The sequence below is a fragment of the Variovorax sp. V35 genome, assembly GCF_041154465.1.
GTDB lineage: Bacteria > Pseudomonadota > Gammaproteobacteria > Burkholderiales > Burkholderiaceae_C > Variovorax > Variovorax boronicumulans.
The window spans coordinates 4,456,849-4,473,061 of sequence record NZ_AP028666.1 but is presented as its reverse complement, the minus strand read 5'-3'; the positions used below and the strand labels follow the sequence as shown (position 1 = coordinate 4,473,061).

The 16,213-nt window shown below is 70.2% G+C and carries 13 protein-coding genes and 1 riboswitch; of the genes, 12 read left to right on the top strand and 1 reads right to left on the bottom strand.

Annotated features, from left to right (window positions below):
* Positions 1 to 178 precede the first annotated feature (178 nt).
* Both ybaL and ACAM42_RS20780 read left to right on the top strand, forming a co-directional pair.
* A complete protein-coding gene (gene ybaL, locus ACAM42_RS20785) occupies positions 179 to 1,882 on the top strand; it encodes a YbaL family putative K(+) efflux transporter (protein WP_369629225.1) in 1,704 nt (567 codons plus the stop codon).
* A gap of 105 nt (positions 1,883 to 1,987) precedes the next feature.
* Entirely contained in the window at positions 1,988 to 2,866 is an 879-nt protein-coding gene (locus tag ACAM42_RS20780) for an EI24 domain-containing protein (protein ID WP_369629224.1), read from the top strand.
* On the opposite strand, the gene ACAM42_RS20775 is transcribed toward ACAM42_RS20780, so the two are convergent.
* A complete protein-coding gene (locus ACAM42_RS20775; protein ID WP_070061115.1) occupies positions 2,836 to 3,243 on the bottom strand; it encodes a hypothetical protein in 408 nt (135 codons plus the stop codon). The two genes, ACAM42_RS20780 and ACAM42_RS20775, sit on opposite strands and share 31 nt — an antisense overlap.
* 151 nt (positions 3,244 to 3,394) lie before the next feature.
* On the opposite strand from ACAM42_RS20775, the gene ACAM42_RS20770 reads away from it, so the two are divergent.
* The 10 genes from ACAM42_RS20770 (at position 3,395) to ACAM42_RS20725 (ending at position 16,211) form a co-directional block, all read left to right on the top strand.
* Positions 3,395 to 3,616, top strand: a complete 222-nt coding sequence (locus tag ACAM42_RS20770; RefSeq protein ID WP_062480886.1) for a hypothetical protein — start codon at positions 3,395 to 3,397, stop codon at positions 3,614 to 3,616.
* An 80-nt stretch (positions 3,617 to 3,696) separates the two neighbouring features.
* A riboswitch (cobalamin riboswitch) is annotated at positions 3,697 to 3,981 on the top strand.
* A 130-nt stretch (positions 3,982 to 4,111) separates the two neighbouring features.
* Positions 4,112 to 6,295 carry a TonB-dependent receptor gene (locus ACAM42_RS20765; RefSeq protein ID WP_369629223.1) on the top strand — a complete coding sequence of 728 codons (2,184 nt, stop codon included), beginning with the start codon at positions 4,112 to 4,114 and terminating at the stop codon, positions 6,293 to 6,295.
* Between the two features lie 10 nt (positions 6,296 to 6,305).
* On the top strand, positions 6,306 to 7,844 hold the full coding sequence (locus ACAM42_RS20760) for a PepSY domain-containing protein (protein ID WP_369629222.1): 1,539 nt from the start codon (positions 6,306 to 6,308) through the stop codon (positions 7,842 to 7,844).
* Between the two features lie 73 nt (positions 7,845 to 7,917).
* Positions 7,918 to 8,595: an energy-coupling factor ABC transporter permease gene (locus tag ACAM42_RS20755; protein WP_369629221.1), complete on the top strand. Its 678-nt coding sequence runs from the start codon at positions 7,918 to 7,920 to the stop codon at positions 8,593 to 8,595.
* 113 nt (positions 8,596 to 8,708) lie between these two features.
* Positions 8,709 to 9,773, top strand: a complete 1,065-nt coding sequence (gene cobW / locus ACAM42_RS20750; protein WP_139703081.1) for a cobalamin biosynthesis protein CobW — start codon at positions 8,709 to 8,711, stop codon at positions 9,771 to 9,773.
* A gap of 4 nt (positions 9,774 to 9,777) precedes the next feature.
* Positions 9,778 to 13,590 (top strand): cobaltochelatase subunit CobN, encoded by a 3,813-nt coding sequence (gene cobN / locus ACAM42_RS20745; protein WP_369629220.1) that lies wholly within the window; start codon positions 9,778 to 9,780, stop codon positions 13,588 to 13,590.
* On the top strand, positions 13,587 to 14,645 hold the full coding sequence (locus ACAM42_RS20740; protein WP_369629219.1) for an ATP-binding protein: 1,059 nt from the start codon (positions 13,587 to 13,589) through the stop codon (positions 14,643 to 14,645). The genes cobN and ACAM42_RS20740 overlap by 4 nt, the downstream gene beginning before the upstream one ends.
* 83 nt (positions 14,646 to 14,728) lie before the next feature.
* Positions 14,729 to 15,283, top strand: a complete 555-nt coding sequence (locus ACAM42_RS20735) for a VWA domain-containing protein (RefSeq protein WP_369629218.1) — start codon at positions 14,729 to 14,731, stop codon at positions 15,281 to 15,283.
* Positions 15,284 to 15,416: 133 nt separating this feature from the next.
* Positions 15,417 to 15,824: a RidA family protein gene (locus ACAM42_RS20730; protein WP_369629217.1), complete on the top strand. Its 408-nt coding sequence runs from the start codon at positions 15,417 to 15,419 to the stop codon at positions 15,822 to 15,824.
* 90 nt (positions 15,825 to 15,914) lie between these two features.
* Positions 15,915 to 16,211: a DUF1090 family protein gene (locus ACAM42_RS20725; protein WP_083259199.1), complete on the top strand. Its 297-nt coding sequence runs from the start codon at positions 15,915 to 15,917 to the stop codon at positions 16,209 to 16,211.
* Positions 16,212 to 16,213 lie beyond the last annotated feature (2 nt).

Genomic DNA, 16,213 nt, shown 5'->3' with positions numbered 1-16,213 from the left:
AGGCTCCTGTTGTTGGGGGGACGGGGGACCGCTCAAATTCTGGATGAGAAAGGTGTCGATGCGAATAGAAGTGCTTTATGCCTACGATAGTTCGCGTCGCTTCCGTAGGGGTGTAGACGCAGGCCCGTAGAAGCCTGCGGGCTTCAAAGGTTGAGGGCCGTTCCTGCAAAATGGACCGATGCCCCACAGCGTCTCCCTCATCAATACGATTGCCGCCGGCCTGGGGTTGGCGCTGGTGTTCGGCTTTCTCGCGGCGCGGCTGCGGCTGCCAGCGCTGGTGGGGTACCTCCTGGCGGGCGTGATCATCGGCCCGTTCACGCCCGGCTTTGTGGCCGACGCGGGCATTGCCGCACAACTGGCCGAGATCGGCGTGATGCTGCTGATGTTCGGCGTGGGCCTGCATTTTTCGCTGGCCGACCTGCTCGCGGTGCGCAAGATCGCGCTGCCCGGCGCCATCGCGCAGATCGCGGTCGCCACGCTGCTCGGCGGCGGGCTGGCCATGTGGTGGGGCTGGAGCTGGGGCGCGGCGCTGGTGTTCGGGCTGGCGCTGTCGGTGGCGAGCACGGTGGTGCTGCTGCGCGCGCTCGAGAGCCTGGGTATCCTCGATTCCTTCACCGGTCGCATCGCGGTGGGCTGGCTGGTGGTCGAAGACCTCGCGATGGTGCTGGTGCTCGTGCTGCTGCCGCCGCTGGCGGGCGCGTTGGGCAGCACCAAGATCGACACCAGCGGCGACCCCGTCTGGCAGACGCTGGGCCTCACGCTGCTGCAGGTCGGCGGCTTCGTGGTGCTGATGCTGGTGGTGGGGCGGCGCGTGTTCCCGTGGATCCTCTGGCAGGTCACGCGCACCGGCTCGCGCGAGCTGTTCACGCTGTGCGTGGTGGCGGCGGCCGTGAGCATCGCCTTCGCCTCGGCGGCGCTGTTCGGCGTGTCGTTCGCGCTGGGCGCCTTCTTCGCCGGCATGGTGATGCGCGAGTCGCAGTTCAGCCACCGCGCGGCGCAGGAGTCGCTGCCGCTGCGCGATGCGTTCGCCGTGCTGTTCTTCGTGTCGGTCGGCATGCTGTTCGACCCGTCGGTGCTGCTGGAGCGCCCGCTGCAGGTGCTGGCCGTGGTGCTGGTGATCGTGCTGGGCAAGTCGCTCGCGGCCTGTGCGCTGGTGCTGGTGTTCCGCTACCCGCTGGCCACGGCGCTCACCGTGAGCGCGAGCCTGGCGCAGATCGGCGAGTTCTCGTTCATCCTGGCCGGGCTGGGCGTGTCGCTCGGCCTGCTGCCGGTGGAAGGCCAGAGCCTGGTGCTGGCGGGCGCGCTGATCTCCATCGCCACCAACCCGCTGTGGTTCAGCCTCATCGCGCCGCTGCAGAAATGGCTGCGCGCGCATTCGAAGTTCGCACGCGAGCTGGACGCGCGCAGCGACCCGCTGGCCGAGCTGCCCATGACCACCGAAGCCAAGTACCTGTCGCGGCAGGTGGTGCTGGTCGGCTACGGACGGGTGGGCCGGCGCATCGCCGCCGAACTCGAGACGAACGACATCCCCTACGTGGTGGCCGAACAGAACCGCGAGCTGGTCGAGAAGCTGCGCGAGGCCGGCATCCCCGCCGTGTGGGGCGACGCGGCCGACCCGGCGGTGCTGATCCAGGCGCACGTGGCGCGCGCCCGCGTGCTCGTGGTGGCCACGCCCGACGCCATGAACGTGCGCCAGATGATCGAAACCGCGCGCACGCTGAACCCCACCATCCAGACCGTGGTGCGCAGCCACAACGAGCAGGAAGCCCGCCTGCTGGCCGCCGAAACCGACGCGAAGGTGTTCCTGGGCGAACAGGAACTCGCCCAGGCCATGGCCCGCGATGTGGTGCAGCGCGCCGCCGCGATGGCAGTGCCGGCCTGAGGGCCGGTCGATTCCTCCTGTTGCAGGTCGCGTCGGCCGAGGAGCCCGTTCCTCGGCCAAGGTATGCGCCCGCATATTTCATCGATTTCTCCTTTTTTTGATCCCATGTCACTGAAAGCCCGATGGCATTCGTTGCTCGGCGGGGTGCGCGAGTCCCTGGTCTGCCTCGCGCTGGCCTTCCGCTCCAGCCTGCGCCCCGGCATCGCGCTGCGTTCCGCGGGCCTGTGCCTGCTGGTCTTCACGGTGTGGAGCTGGGTGCTCTACCGCCACTTCCAGCCGATCGGAACGGCGGCCGGGGTGGTGTCGGTCTTCATCGTGATGGGCGGGGCGGTGCTCGGCCTGCTGCCCGGCACGGGAGGCAGTGGGGGGAGCATCGCGGGCATGGCGGGCATCGCCCCTGCGCTGGCGATGTTGCTGCTCTATGCGGCGCTGCTCACGGTCGTGGTGCTGGTGGTGATGTACGTCGGCGTCATCGTCGCCACCATCCGGCTGGCGTTGCGCTGGGTGGTGTTGGGCCCGGTGCGCGAGCGCGTGCAGGCGCGCTACCCGGCGCTGCTGCAGTCACGGCCCGAGTCCTCGGGCTTGCTGGTCGGCGTGCGCGGATGGCTGGGGCCCTGGCTGGGCGCGAGCCTGGGGATGCTGCTGTGCCTGCTGGTGCCGGTGATCAACGGCGTGCTGCTGTTCCTGCTGCTCGCCTACCTCAACGTGCGCTTCCTGCTGGCGCCCGCGCTCGCCGGCATTGCGAACGGCGAGGAGCGCATGCAGGTCGTGCGTCGCCAGCGCGGTGCGATGGTGGCGTTCGGCGTTCTGATCCTGCTGCTGGCGCTCGTGCCGGTGGTGAATCTGCTGCTGCCCGCCTTGCTGGGCGCAGGCACCTCCCACCTCGGCTGCCGAGGTATGGAAGCACAGCGCCGGGCTGACACCGACGCCTTGACCGACGCTTCGGCCAGCGCTCAAAGATCCTCGATCACCAGCGTGCGATAACGCTCGGCGATCGAGTAGGGCACGGTACGCACCAGTTCCATCACGCGCTCGGCGATGGCGCCGTCCTTGGTGCGGATCAGCAGGCCCGTGTGGCCTTCGTGGGCGAGCTGGATGAAGGCGCGCACCGTGTCGCCGTCGGTGCCGGCGGAGGGCAGGGGACTGTGCGAGGCATGCACGGTCGGCGCGATTTCCGCCAGGACGGTTTCGGCCGGTATCAGGTAGACCTCGTCGCCGCTCACGATGCCTTTCGCGATCAGCCCGTGGCCGATGCGGCTGGCGTCTTCGACGCTCGGAAACATCACCAGGGAGTAACCGGTCGGGTAGAACGCGCCACCGAAGGCGGCGCGCATGTTGGGTTCAAGCGTGAAATGTTTCATGCTGACTCCTTGTTCTGATGCAACTCCCCACCCCTAACATTAGGCCGCGCGGCGTCCATGCACTGTAGGAGAAGCCCTAGTACTGACAACCGCGCCGGCCCCTTGCCCGTTCAAAGGCGAGTTCATTCCCTGTTTCATTTCTCTGATCGTCATGCCTTCGCCGAGAGACATCGCACTCACCGTCCACGAACTGGAAGAAGGGGAGTTCTACTGGGTGCTGATGGAGGCCGTGGACGGCTCGCCCGGCGACTCCACCCATGTGTACGTGCCGCTCGAAGCAGCCCACGAGCCCTACGCCACGTATTCGAATGCACTGGTGGCCGGCGTGGCGGTGCTGCGGCGGCTGTTCGGGCCCGACGGCAAGCCCGTCTGACGGGGCCCGCAAGGGCGCCGCCGCAGGGCGCTCCCTATAATCCCGGCGGTTGGAAACATTGGTTCACACCGGTGTCGTCCAACACCCCACGGTTCGAAGGTGCCCTGCACGACCAGTCACAGGATTGGCGGCGGGGTTAAACGGGAAGCAGGTGCGAGGCGTCGTTTTTTCGAACGACCCTTCCATTCCTGCGCTGCCCCCGCAACGGTCAGCGGACATCGACACCCTCAGGCCCCGGCGATTCTTCGCCCGGGCAGCCACTGCGCTTCGGCGTGGGAAGGCGAGGGCTTCGGCGCCGAGGTGCATGCATTGCATCCCGACGCACTCCGCGAGCCCGGATACCGGCCTTCGCAACCGCCTTCGGATGCTGCGGGAGTGCGTGTCCGGGCCTGCCGCTTTTCCCTCGCGCGAAACGGCACCGCCCCTCGTCTCTTCTCCCTCGGCGTCCGCGATCGGTCAGGAGCCTGCGGGGACGCAGGCCGGAGGAGAAGTCGGATGAATCGCATTGCATCGCCGCCGCGCGATCGCTCGGGCCCGCCCCTGCAACGGGCGCGCCTTTCGGGTCTTTCAGGTCTTTCGCTGGGGCTCGGCCTCGCTTGCGGGCCAGCCTTCGCCCAGTCGGGTGACACCGCAGGCCGCCCCAGCCTGGCCCCCGTGCAGATCGAAGCCAGCCGCCACACGCCGCTGGCCCTGGACGAGCCCACGCAGACCGGCAGCCGCCTGGGCCTCACGCCGCTCGAAACGCCCGCCAGCATCGAGGTGCTCACCGGCGACACGATCCGCGCGCGCGGCGACGTGTCGGTGGTCGAGGCCGCGAGCCGCGCCACCGGCATCACGGGCTCGCCCGCGCCGGGCAACGGCGGCTCGTCGCTGTCGGCGCGCGGCTTCAACGGCCATGGCTCGGTGATGCAGCTGTACGACGGCACGCGCCTGTACGTGGGCGCAGGCACCGTCACCTTCCCGTTCGACACCTGGTCGACCGACCGCATCGAGGTGCTGCGCGGCGCCGCCTCGGTGATGTTCGGCGAAGGCGCCATCGGCGGCGCGATCAACGTGGTGCCCAAGAAGCCCACGCGCGGCCCGATTCGCAACGAAGCACTCGTGACCGTGGGCTCCGACGCCACGCGCCAGGTCGCCTTCGGCAGCGGCGGGGCGATCAACGACATGCTCTCGTACCGCTTCGACATCAGCCACCGGAAAACCGACGGCTTCATGCGGCGCGGCGAGGCCGAGAGCCTGGCTGTGGGCGGCGCGGTGCGGCTGGACGTGTCGCCGCGGCTGCAGTTCACGCTCTCGCACGACGAGGGCCGCCAGACGCCGCAGCGCTATTTCGGCGTGCCGCTCATCAACGGCCGCCTGAGCAGCCTGAACCGCGAACAGAACTACAACCTCGACGACGCCGAGGTCAAGTACCGCGACCGCTGGACCCGCCTCGATGCGCAGTGGACGCCCAACGACGCCGTCACCGTGCGCAACCAGCTCTATCGCCTGGACAGCAAGCGCCACTGGCGCGACAGCGAAACCTACACCTACAGCGCCACCACGAACCGCGTGACGCGTGGCGACTACCTGGAGATCGGCCATGACCAGGAGCAGATCGGCAATCGCACCGACGCCACCTTCAAGCACGCGCTGTTCGGCCTGAAGAACCAGGTGCTGGTGGGCTTCGATGTGAATCGCATCGACTTCCTGAATTCGAGCGACACGCCCTACGGTGGGCGCTCGGTGGTCGATGCCTTCGTCTTCAACCCCGGCTACTACGTCTCGCCCACGCCCTACCTGCCGCGCTACAAGACCAAGACCCGCACCTACGCCTTCTTCGCCGAAGACAAGCTGGCCTTCAACGAACACTGGTCGGTGGTCGGCAGCCTGCGCTGGGACCGCGCGAAGATCGTGCGCACCGACCCGCAGAACCGCGCCCCGCGCCTGGACAAGACCTTCGAGTACGCCACCGGCCGCCTCGGCGTGGTCTACGCGCCCGACGCCGCGCAGTCGTTCTATGCGCAGGTGGCGCGCGCGGCCGATCCGCTCACCGGGCTCATCAGCACCTCGGCCACGCAGGTGCCGTTCGAGCTCAGCGTCGGCAAGCAGGTCGAGGTCGGCTACAAGCGCCAGCTGGCCGAGGGCCGCGGCGCCTGGAGCGTGGCCGCCTACCGCATCGAGAAGACCAAGCTGCTGTCGCGCGACGCGAACGATCCGACCGTCGTGCAGCAGATCGGCAAGCAGTCGTCCGAAGGCATCGAAGCCACGCTCGACCTGGCGCTGACCTCCACGCTGCGCCTCGAAGCCAACGCCGCGCGGCTGCGCGCGCGCTATGACGACTTCAACGAGGCGGTCGGCAAGTCGCTGGTCTCGCGCGCGGGCAACACGCCGGCCGGCGTGCCCGAGGTGGCGGCCAACCTGTGGCTGCACTGGCGCTTCCTGCCGCAGTGGGAGGCCGAGCTGGGCGTGCGCCACGTCGGCGCGCGGCAGGTCGATGCGGCCAACACGCGGCAGATCGGTTCGTACACCGTGGCCGACGCGGGCGTGAGCTGGCAGGCGAACCCGTCGCTCAAGCTCGCGCTGCGCGCCTTCAATCTGGCCGACCGCAAGTACCCGGTCTCGTTCTCGAACGGAGGCAACCAGTGGCTGCTGGGCCGGCCGCGCTCGTTCGAGCTGTCGGCGTTCGTGACCTTCTGAGCACGGGATCATGAGCACCGCATGGCAATGCGCATGGCCCCCGCTGCGGCGGGCGCTGTACTGGACGCACCGATGGCTGGGCATCGGCGGCTGCCTGCTGTTCGTCATGTGGTTCGTCTCGGGCGTGGTCATGATGTACGTGGGGTACCCGAACCTCACGGACGAAGAGCGGCTCGCGGGGCTCGCCCCGGTGCGCTTCGAACAGGCGGTGGTCGCGCCGGCTGCCGCGCTCGATGCGCTGCCGCTCGCGGTGCGTGCGCAGCAGCCCAGGCGCATGGCGCTCGAAATGCAGGCCGGCACTGATGCGCAGCCCGTGTGGCGCATCGTCGATGCGCGCGGCGGGCGGCATGCCGTGTCCGCGCGCGACGGCCGCGCGCTCGGCCCTGTCGATGCGGCGCAGGCCGAGGCCATCGCGCGCGACTTCTCCGCGCAGCCTGGCGCACGCTGGGCCGAGACGCTGGAGCGCGACCAGTGGACCGTGCCGCAGGGCCTGAACCCGCTGCGCCCGCTGCACCGCATCGAAATCGGCGACGCGGCGGGCACCGAGCTGTACGTGTCCTCGCGCACCGGCGAGGTGGTGCGCGACACCACGCGCGCCGAGCGCTTCTGGAACTGGCTGGGCGCCGTGCCGCACTGGATCTACTTCACGCCGCTACGCGCCGACCCGCCGCTGTGGCACGACGTGGTCGTGTGGCTGTCGGCCGCGTGCATCGTCTCGACCGTGACGGGCATCGTCATCGGCATCCTGCGCCTTCGACTGCGGCGGCGCTTTCGCAGCGGCGCGGTCACGCCGTACACCGGCTGGATGGCCTGGCACCACATCGCCGGGCTCATCGGCGGCTTCTTCGTGCTGACCTGGATCGTGAGCGGCTGGCTCTCGATGAACCCGAACGGGTGGTTTCAGCGCGCACCGGCCGATGCGGCCGCGATGGCGCGCTACACGGGCACCGGCGTGTCGCCGTTCCCCTGGCCACCGACCGTGGTGCCGGCAGGTGAGGGCGCTGCCGCACCGCGTGAGGCGCTGCTGATGTGGTTCGACGGGAAGCCGCTGCTGCAACTGCGTGATGCGCAGGCCCGCGTGCAGGTGATTGATGCAGCGACCGGCGCGCCGGTCGTCATCGCTCGCGACGACATCGAACGCGCCGCCGTACGCCTGCGCCCCGGTGCCGCGATCACGCAGGCCACCTTGCAGACGCAGGAAGACTTCCACTGGTACGGCCACCACCGCACGCGCGTGCTGCCCGTGTGGCGGCTCGAACTCGACGACGCCGCGCGCAGCTGGCTCTACATCGACCCGACGAGCGGCCAGGTGGCCGGCGGCAACGACCGCAACGCGCGGCTGCGCCGCTGGCTCTTCAACGCCGCGCACAGCCTCGACTTTCCCTGGCTCATCCAGTACCGGCCGGCCTGGGACCTGGTGGTGTGGTTCCTGTCGATCATCGGCGTCGTCGCTTCGGCGAGCGGCGTGGTGATCGGCTGGCGGCGGCTGCGGCGCAAGCCACAGCCTTCGCCTGTTCAACGGGGGCTGCAAGGCTCCCGGGTTTCATGACGGGGACTTGCGCAAGCCAGTCCATCCCCCAACAATCAACTTTCGCACTGCGGTGCATTTCAGGAGGTGCGCGATGCACATCGAACCCGGACTCGTCGACGGATCCAAGATCTTCCTCAGCTATGCCACGGGGGCCGCTGCACTGGCTTACGCAGGCAAGGTCGCCTTCGACACCTTGCGCAAGGACGGCCCCATCGGCCTGCTGCTGCGCTCGGTCTTCACCGTGATGCTCGTGTTCTGCTTCTTCGAGGTGTTCCCGCACCATCCTGTGGGCGTGTCCGAGGTGCACCTGATTCTGGGCACCACGCTGATGCTGCTCTTCGGGCTTGCGCCCGCGGCCATCGGCCTCGCCGGTGGCTTGCTCATCCAGAGCCTGTTCTTCGCACCGCCCGACCTGCCGCAGTACGGCATGAACGTCACGACCTTGCTCGTGCCGCTGTTCGCGACCGCCGCGCTGGCACGCCGCATCATTCCCGCGAACATGGCCTACGTGGACATCAGCTACCAGCAGGCCTTCAAGCTGTCGGTGGCCTACCAGGGCGGCATCGTGGTGTGGGTCGGCTTCTGGGCGCTCTACGGTCGCGGCACGGGCCTGGAGAACCTGGGCCAGATCGCCACCTTCGGCGCGGCCTACATGACGGTCGTGCTGGTCGAGCCGCTGGTCGACCTGGGCGTGCTGGCCGCGGCCAAGGCCTGGCGCCGCCTGCAGGGCACGGCCCTCGTTGAGCGCCGCCTGTACAGCGCCGTCTGATTCGCGCAAGCCTCCCTCTTTGACGACGGGGCGCCGCTCGCCGGCGCGTGCGCCATGCACGCGCCGGGCGCCCGATTCCCTGTGCGCCTTCGGCGCCTGAAAGTATTCATTCCATGACACAAAGCAACGCCAAGATCCCCGTCACCATCGTCACGGGTTTCCTCGGCAGCGGCAAGACCACGCTGCTGCGCCACATCCTCGGCAATGCCGAGGGCCGCCGCATCGCGGTGGTGGTCAACGAGTTCGGCGAACTCGGCATCGACGGTGACATCCTGCGCGGTTGCGGCATCGGCTGCGACGACGAGGGCAACGAGCGCGAAGGCGCGCTCTACGAACTCGCCAACGGTTGCGTCTGCTGCACCGTGCAGGAAGAGTTCCTGCCCGTGATGCTGCAGCTGGCCGAGCGGCGCGACCAGATCGACGCCGTGCTCATCGAGACCTCGGGCCTGGCGCTGCCCAAGCCGCTGGTGCAGGCCTTCCAGTGGCCCGACATCGCGAACATCTTCACCGTCGATTCGGTGGTCACCGTGGTCGACGGCCCCGCTGCTGCCTCGGGCCAGTTCGCGGCGAACCCCGCGCAGGTCGACGTGCAGCGCCGCGCCGACCCCAACCTGGACCACGAATCGCCGCTGCACGAACTGTTCGAAGACCAGCTCTCGGCCGCCGACCTCGTCGTTCTCAACAAGACCGACCTCATGGACGCCGCTGCGCGCGCGCAGGTCGAGGCGCTGGTGCGCGAAGAGTTGCCGCCCGAAGTGAAGATTGTCGGCGCCACCGAAGGCAAGTTGCCGCTCGCGCTGCTGCTGGGCCAGGGCCGCGCCGCCGAAAGCACCATCCACCTGCGCGAGAGCCACCACGACCACGAGGAGGACCACGACCACGACGAGTTCGACTCGCTCGTGATCGAGCTGCCGCCCGTGGACCGCGACGGTCTCATCGCCGTGCTGGCCGCGCTGGTCGAGCGGCACACCATCTACCGCGTGAAGGGCTTCGTCGCCGTGCCGAACAAGCCGATGCGCCTGCTGGTGCAGGGCGTGGGCCGCCGCTTCGACCACCACTTCGACCGCCGCTGGCGCGACGGCGAGGCGCAGCGCACGCGGCTCGTGTTCATCGGCGAAGACCTGGACGAAGGCGCACTGCGCAAGGCACTGGAAGGCGTGGCGGCCGTTCCCGCCTGACCGCATGCACCTGCTGAGCACCCAGCCCGGACGCTTCGTCGAGGACGACCCGAGCGTCGTCACCCGGCTCGACCAGACGCCGGGCGACATCGTGGTGCTCAGCTCGGCCGACACCACGCTCGCGCTGCTCGCCGCCGCGCGCACGGCGCTGGCGGCCACCGACCCCGGCTACCCCTCGCTGCGGCTGGCCAACCTCATGCACCTGCGCCAGCCCGCGTCGCTCGACCTGTACGTCGACGAGGTGTTGCGGCATGCGCGCGTGGTGGTGGTCGATCACCTGGGGGCCGAGTCGGCCTGGGCCTACGGTCTGCAGCAGCTCGAAAAGCTTGCGAAGCGCCAGGGCCAGCAGCTCGCGATGTTCTCGGGCGACCTGCAGGAGGACGAAGACCTGCTCGCGCGCGGCACCGCGGCGCGCGGCGTGAGCCGGCAGCTGTGGCAGTACCTGCGCTCGGGCGGCGCGGGCAACGCGTCGCAGTTCCTGCGCGCGGTGGCCTTCCATGGCCTGGGCCACGGCGAGGCGCCGTTGCCGCCGCGCAGCCTGCCGCAGGTGGCGCTGCATGTGCCGGGCGGCATGGACGCGACGCACACGGTCGCGGGCATCGACGACCTGCGTGCGGGCTGGCATGCGGATGCACCCGTGGTCGCGCTGGTGTTCTACCGCTCGCACCTGTTGTCGGGCAACACCGAGGCCTTCGATGCGCTGGCCGCCGCGCTGCATGCGCAAGGGCTGAACCCGCTGCCCGTGGCGCTCGACTCGCTGAAAGACCCGCTGTGCCTGTCCGCGTTGCGCGCGTTGTGTGTAGAGCACGACGTGCAGCTGGTGCTCAACACCACCGCCTTCGCTGCCTTGGGGCAGGGCGCCTCGGACGAAAGTGGTGAGCCCATGGCACTGGCCGGCGACGCGCCCGTGCTGCAGGTGATCGTGAGCGGCGGCAACCGCGAAGACTGGCTCGCCGACAGCCAGGGCCTGCGCCCACGCGACATCGCAATGCAGATTGCCCTGCCCGAGATGGACGGACGCATCGTCACGCGCGCCGTGAGCTTCAAGGGCCTGTCGCACCGCTGCGAACTCACGCAGACCGAGGTGGTCGGCTACCGGCCCGAGCCCGACCGCATCGCTTTCGTGGCCGAACTCGCGCGCCGCTGGTGCAGCCTGCGCCGCCTGCGCGCCGACGAGAAACGCGTCGCGCTGATCCTCGCGAACTATCCCGGCAGCGAAGGCCGCATCGGCAGCGGCGTGGGGCTGGACACGCCGGCCTCGGTGATGGCCATCCTGCGCACGATGCAGGCCGAGGGCTACACGCTCGACACGCTGCCCGCGGACGGCGACGCGCTGATGCGCACGCTGCAGGAGGGCATCGCCAACGATTCCGCCCAATGGGCCGCGCGGCCCGCGTGGCAGAGCTACCCGCTCGCCGACTACCGCGCACGCCTCGCGGCGCTGCCCGAGGGCATGGCCGCCGCCATCGACGCGCAATGGGGCCCGCCCGAAAGCGACCCGATGCTGCGCCAGGGCCGTTTCATGATCGCCGGGCTGCGGTTGGGCCGCGTGTTCGTCGGCATCCAGCCCGCGCGCGCGCTGGGACCGTTGGGCCTGGCCGACTACGCGAGCTACCACGACGCCGAGCTGGTGCCGCCGCACAGCTACCTCGCGTTCTATTTCTGGCTGCGCGACGTGTTCGCCATCGACGCGGTCGTCCACGTCGGCAAGCACGGCAACCTCGAATGGCTGCCGGGCAAGAGCCTCGCGCTCGCGGCCACCTGCTGGCCCGACGCGATCCTCGGGCCGCTGCCCAACGTGTACCCCTTCATCGTCAACGACCCCGGCGAGGGCGCGCAGGCCAAGCGCCGCACGCAGGCCGTGATCGTCGACCACCTGATGCCGCCGCTCACGCGCGCCGAGAACCACGGCCCGCTGCAGGACCTGGAGCGGCAGGTCGACGAGTACTACGACGCGCTGCTGGTCGACGCCCGCCGCGCCAAGGTGCTGCGCGCACAGATCCTCGCGACCGTGCGCGCCCAGCACCTGGTCGAAGAACTGGGCCTGCCGGGTGCGGAAGACGATGCTGTGCTCGCACGCGTCGATGCATACCTGTGCGAGCTGAAAGAAACCCAGATCCGCGATGGCCTGCATGTGTTCGGCGATTCGCCGCGCGATCGGTTGCGGCGCGACACGCTGCTCGCGCTCGCGCGCTACCCGGCCGCCGATGGCGCGGGCGAGAACGCCGGGCTGCTCGGCGCGCTCGCGGCGGACCTGCTGCCCGGCGACGCCTTCGACCCGCTCGACATCGACGCGGCGAAGCCCTGGCAGGGCGCGCGGCCCGCGCTGCTGGCGGCCGTGAGCGACGAGGCTTGGCGCCATCAGGGCGACACGCGCGAACGGTTGGAGCTGCTGGCCCAGCAGCTGCTCGAAGCGGACGCCTGCCCGCCCGGGCTGGCGCACACCGCTGCGGTGATGGGCCGCATCGCGCACCGACTCGCGCCCGCGCTCGATGCGTGTGGCGGGGAAGAACTGCGTCAGCTGTCGCGTGCACTGCAGGGCCGCTTCGTGCCGCCGGGCCCGAGCGGTTCACCCTCGCGCGGCCGGCCCGACGTGCTGCCGACCGGGCGCAACTTCTACGCGGTCGACACGCGCGCCATCCCCACGCCCACGGCCTGGATGCTCGGGCTCAAGTCGGCCGCGCAGCTGGTCGAACGCCATCTGCAGGAGCACGGCGACTACCCCGTGGCGCTGGGCCTGTCGGTCTGGGGCACGGCCACCATGCGCACCGGCGGCGACGACCTGGCGCAGGCCTTCGCGCTCATCGGCGTGCGGCCCAAGTGGGCGCCGGGCAGCCAGCGCGTGGTCGATTTCGAGGTGCTGCCCACCGTGGGCCTCGGGCGTCCGCGCATCGATGTCACGCTGCGCATCTCGGGCTTCTTCCGCGACGCCTTTCCCAATGCCGTGCAGATGTTCGACGCGGCCGTGCAGGCCGTGGCCGCCCAGGAAGACGAAGACGCCGAGCGCAACCCGATCCGCGCGCGCATCCTGCGCGAGGCTGCCGCGCTCGAAACACAGGGCGTGGCGCCCGGCGAGGCGCGCACGCAGGCCGGCTGGCGCGTGTTCGGCTCCGCGCCCGGCAGCTACGGCTCGGGCCTGCAGCCGCTGTTCGACCACGGCGACTGGCAGAGCGACGACGACCTGTCGAAGGCCTACGTCGGCGGCAGCGCCCATGCCTACGGCCAGGGCAGCGACGGCGTGCCCGCGGGCGATGCGCTGGTGCGCCGGCTGCGCGCCATGAACGTCGTGCTGCAGAACCAGGACAGCCGCGAGCACGACCTGCTCGACTCCAACGACTACTACCAGTTCCAGGGCGGCATGGCCGCCGCCGTGCGCCACCTGAGCGGGCAGCAGCCCGCGATGTACCACGGCGACCACGGCAACCCGCAGGCCCCGCGCGTGCGCACGCTGAAGGAAGAAATCAGCCGCGTGATCCGTTCGCGCGTGGTCAACCCCAAGTGGATCGACGGCGTGAAGCGCCACGGCTACAAAGGTGCCTTCGAGATGGCCGCCACGGTCGACTACCTCTTCGGCTTCGACGCCACCGCGCGCGTGGTGGGCGACCACCAGTACGCGATGGTGGCCGACGCCTACGTGCTCGACGCCGCCACCCGCGACTTCGTGAACGCGCACAATCCGCGCGCGCTGCAGGACATGCTCAACCGCCTGCTCGAAGCCATGCAGCGCGGCCTCTGGCAGTCGCCCGGCGACTACAAGGATCAATTGGAAAACCTGCTGCTCGACCACGAGCAGCAGATGGAAGGACGCCCCCGATGACCACAGCCGCCCCGATGCCGGTGCCGTTCCCCTTTGCCGCGATCGCCGGCCAGCCGCAGCTGCGCCAGGCGCTCTTGCTGGCCGCGGTCGATCCCGCGCTGGGCGGCGTGCTCATCGAAGGCCCGCGCGGCACCGCCAAGACCACGGCCGCGCGCGCGCTCGCCGAGCTGCTGCCCGGCGCGCCCTTCGTCACGCTGCCGCTGGGCGCGAGCCTCGAAAGCCTCGTGGGCACGCTCGACCTCGGGCAGGCGCTGGCCGGCCACGAACTCAAGTTTGCGCCGGGCCTGCTGGCGCGCGCGCACGGCGGCGTGCTGTACGTCGACGAGATCAACCTGCTGCCCGACGCGCTCATCGATTCGCTGCTTGATGCAGCGGCCAGCGGCGTCAATGTGGTGGAGCGCGATGGCATCTCGCACCGGCATGCCGCGCGCTTCGTGCTCGTGGGCACCATGAACCCGGAAGAGGGCACGCTGCGTCCGCAGCTGCTCGATCGCTTCGGCCTGTGCGTGCGGCTGCGCAACCTGCAGGACGCGGCCGAGCGCCAGGCCATCGTGCGTGCGCGGTTGGCCTTCGATGCCGATCCGCAAGGCTTTCGCGCGGCGCATGCGAAGGAGGAGGCCGAGCTCGCGGCGGCGCTGGTGCGTGCGCGCGCCCTCGTGGTGGACGCGGCGGCTCTGCCGTACGGCGATGCGGTGCACGAAGCCGTCGGCGCGCTGTGCATCGCGGCCGGCGTGGACGGCCTGCGCGCCGACCTCGTGATGCTGCGCTCGGCGCGTGCGCTTGCGGCGTGGGAAGGCGCGGCATCGATCACCGACGACCATGTGCAGCGCGTGGCCGAAGCGGTGCTGCTGCATCGGCGCCATCCGGCGGCCGACGCGGCCGTGGCGCCTCCGATGGCGTCACCCGCACCTCATCGCAACCCGGGTGACACGCCTGCACGCGATGCCGGCGATGGCGATTGGGGTGCGATGCCGCCCGAGCCCGTCGGCATCGAGCGCGTGAAGCCGCTGCGCCCGCTGATCTCCGCGTCCCAGGCCGCCCCAAAAAAAGCCTGAGCCTCCGGGACGCCGCACCCGCTGGCGCACGCCAGGGTGACCGGAGGCAGGGCACGCAACGGGACGCCTGGCACGGCGCCGCTGTGTCCGGCACCGCCTTCGACTGGCCGCGCACGCTCGTCGCCCGCGGCGCGGACCGCCTGCAGGCCGCGCACCTGCGCCATCGCCCACAGGAGGCGCGCAGCGGTGCGTTGCATTGCTTCCTGCTCGACTGCTCGGCCTCGATGCGCCACGACGGCCAGCTCGCGCGCGCCAAGGGCCAGCTGCTCGCGCTGATGCAGGAGGCCTACCAGCGGCGCGACCATGTGGCGCTGCTGTGCTTTGCCGGCGACGTGGTCGAGCTGCGCCTGCCGCCGCGCCGCGCCAGTGCCTGGAACGACGACTGGGTCGCGCCCATCGCGGCGGGGGGCGGCACGCCGCTGGCGCTGGGCGTGCAGCGCGCGCAGCAGCTGCTGGCAAAGCACGAGAGCCGCCAGCGTTGGCTCTGGCTGCTGACGGACGGCCGCAGCAACGAAAGCCCCGCGCGCCCCGCCGCGGCGGACGTCGCCTGCGTGATGGACTTCGAGCGCGCCCGCACGCCGCTGCATCGGGCGCGGCAGCTGGCGGCGCAGTGGGACGCACGCTACCTAAGCGCCTGAATCACAGGATCGCGGGGCGCGCCCCGGCGCTCGTGGATCGACTTGGGACGAGAAGGGGCATCCGCCGCGTGGCGCACCGCTGCAGGTGGCGCCTTCGATACTGCGTTGCTCCCAACGAACCCCAGGAAACCCCATGTCCGTCACTCCCCGCCGCGTGGTGCGCGAAGGCGCGTTCAAGCACATCATTGCCGACGGTGTGCAGGCCGGCGACACCATTTACCTCTCGGGCCAGGTGAGCGTGGACGGCGAGGGCCGCACCCTGGGCGCCGGCGACATTGCGGCGCAGGTGCGGCAGGCCTACGCCAACGTGCGCGGCGTGCTCGCGTCCTTCGGCGCCTCGATGGCCGACGTGGTGGACGAAACCCTGTTCGTGACCGACATCGACGGCTTCCTCGGCCAGGCCGACGCGCTGTTCGCCTTGCGCGCCGAGATGTTCGGCGGCGAGCCGCAGATCTCGCAGACGCTGGTGCAGGTGGCGCGGCTGGGCAGCCCGGATTGGCTGATCGAGATCAAGTGCATCGCCAGAACAGCTGCAGCCTGAAGGGCTGAAGGCCTGTTCAGCCAGGCAGTTCGGGTACCGTATGGCATGCGTCCGAAACCCCGTCTCCTGGCCCTTGCGTTGACCCTGGCCATGCCTGCCGCCTTTGCCCAAACCGAGGCGTCCGCGCAGCCGTTGAGTGCCGAAGAGTGCAAGGCGCAGGAAGCCGTGCTGGAGCGCGACATGGCCCTGGCCCGTTCGCGCGGCCAGATGCTGCGCCGGCGCGAGCTGGCCGACACCTTGAGCGCGCTGCAGCAGCGCTGCCAGGCGCTGGCGCCGATGAGCCGCGAAGCGCGCATCGAGAAACTGGAGCGCGAGATCCGCACGCTGCGCACCGAGCTCGAACGCGCGGAGGCGCAACTGCGCAGCGTGAAGAGCGAGTCGCCCTGAGC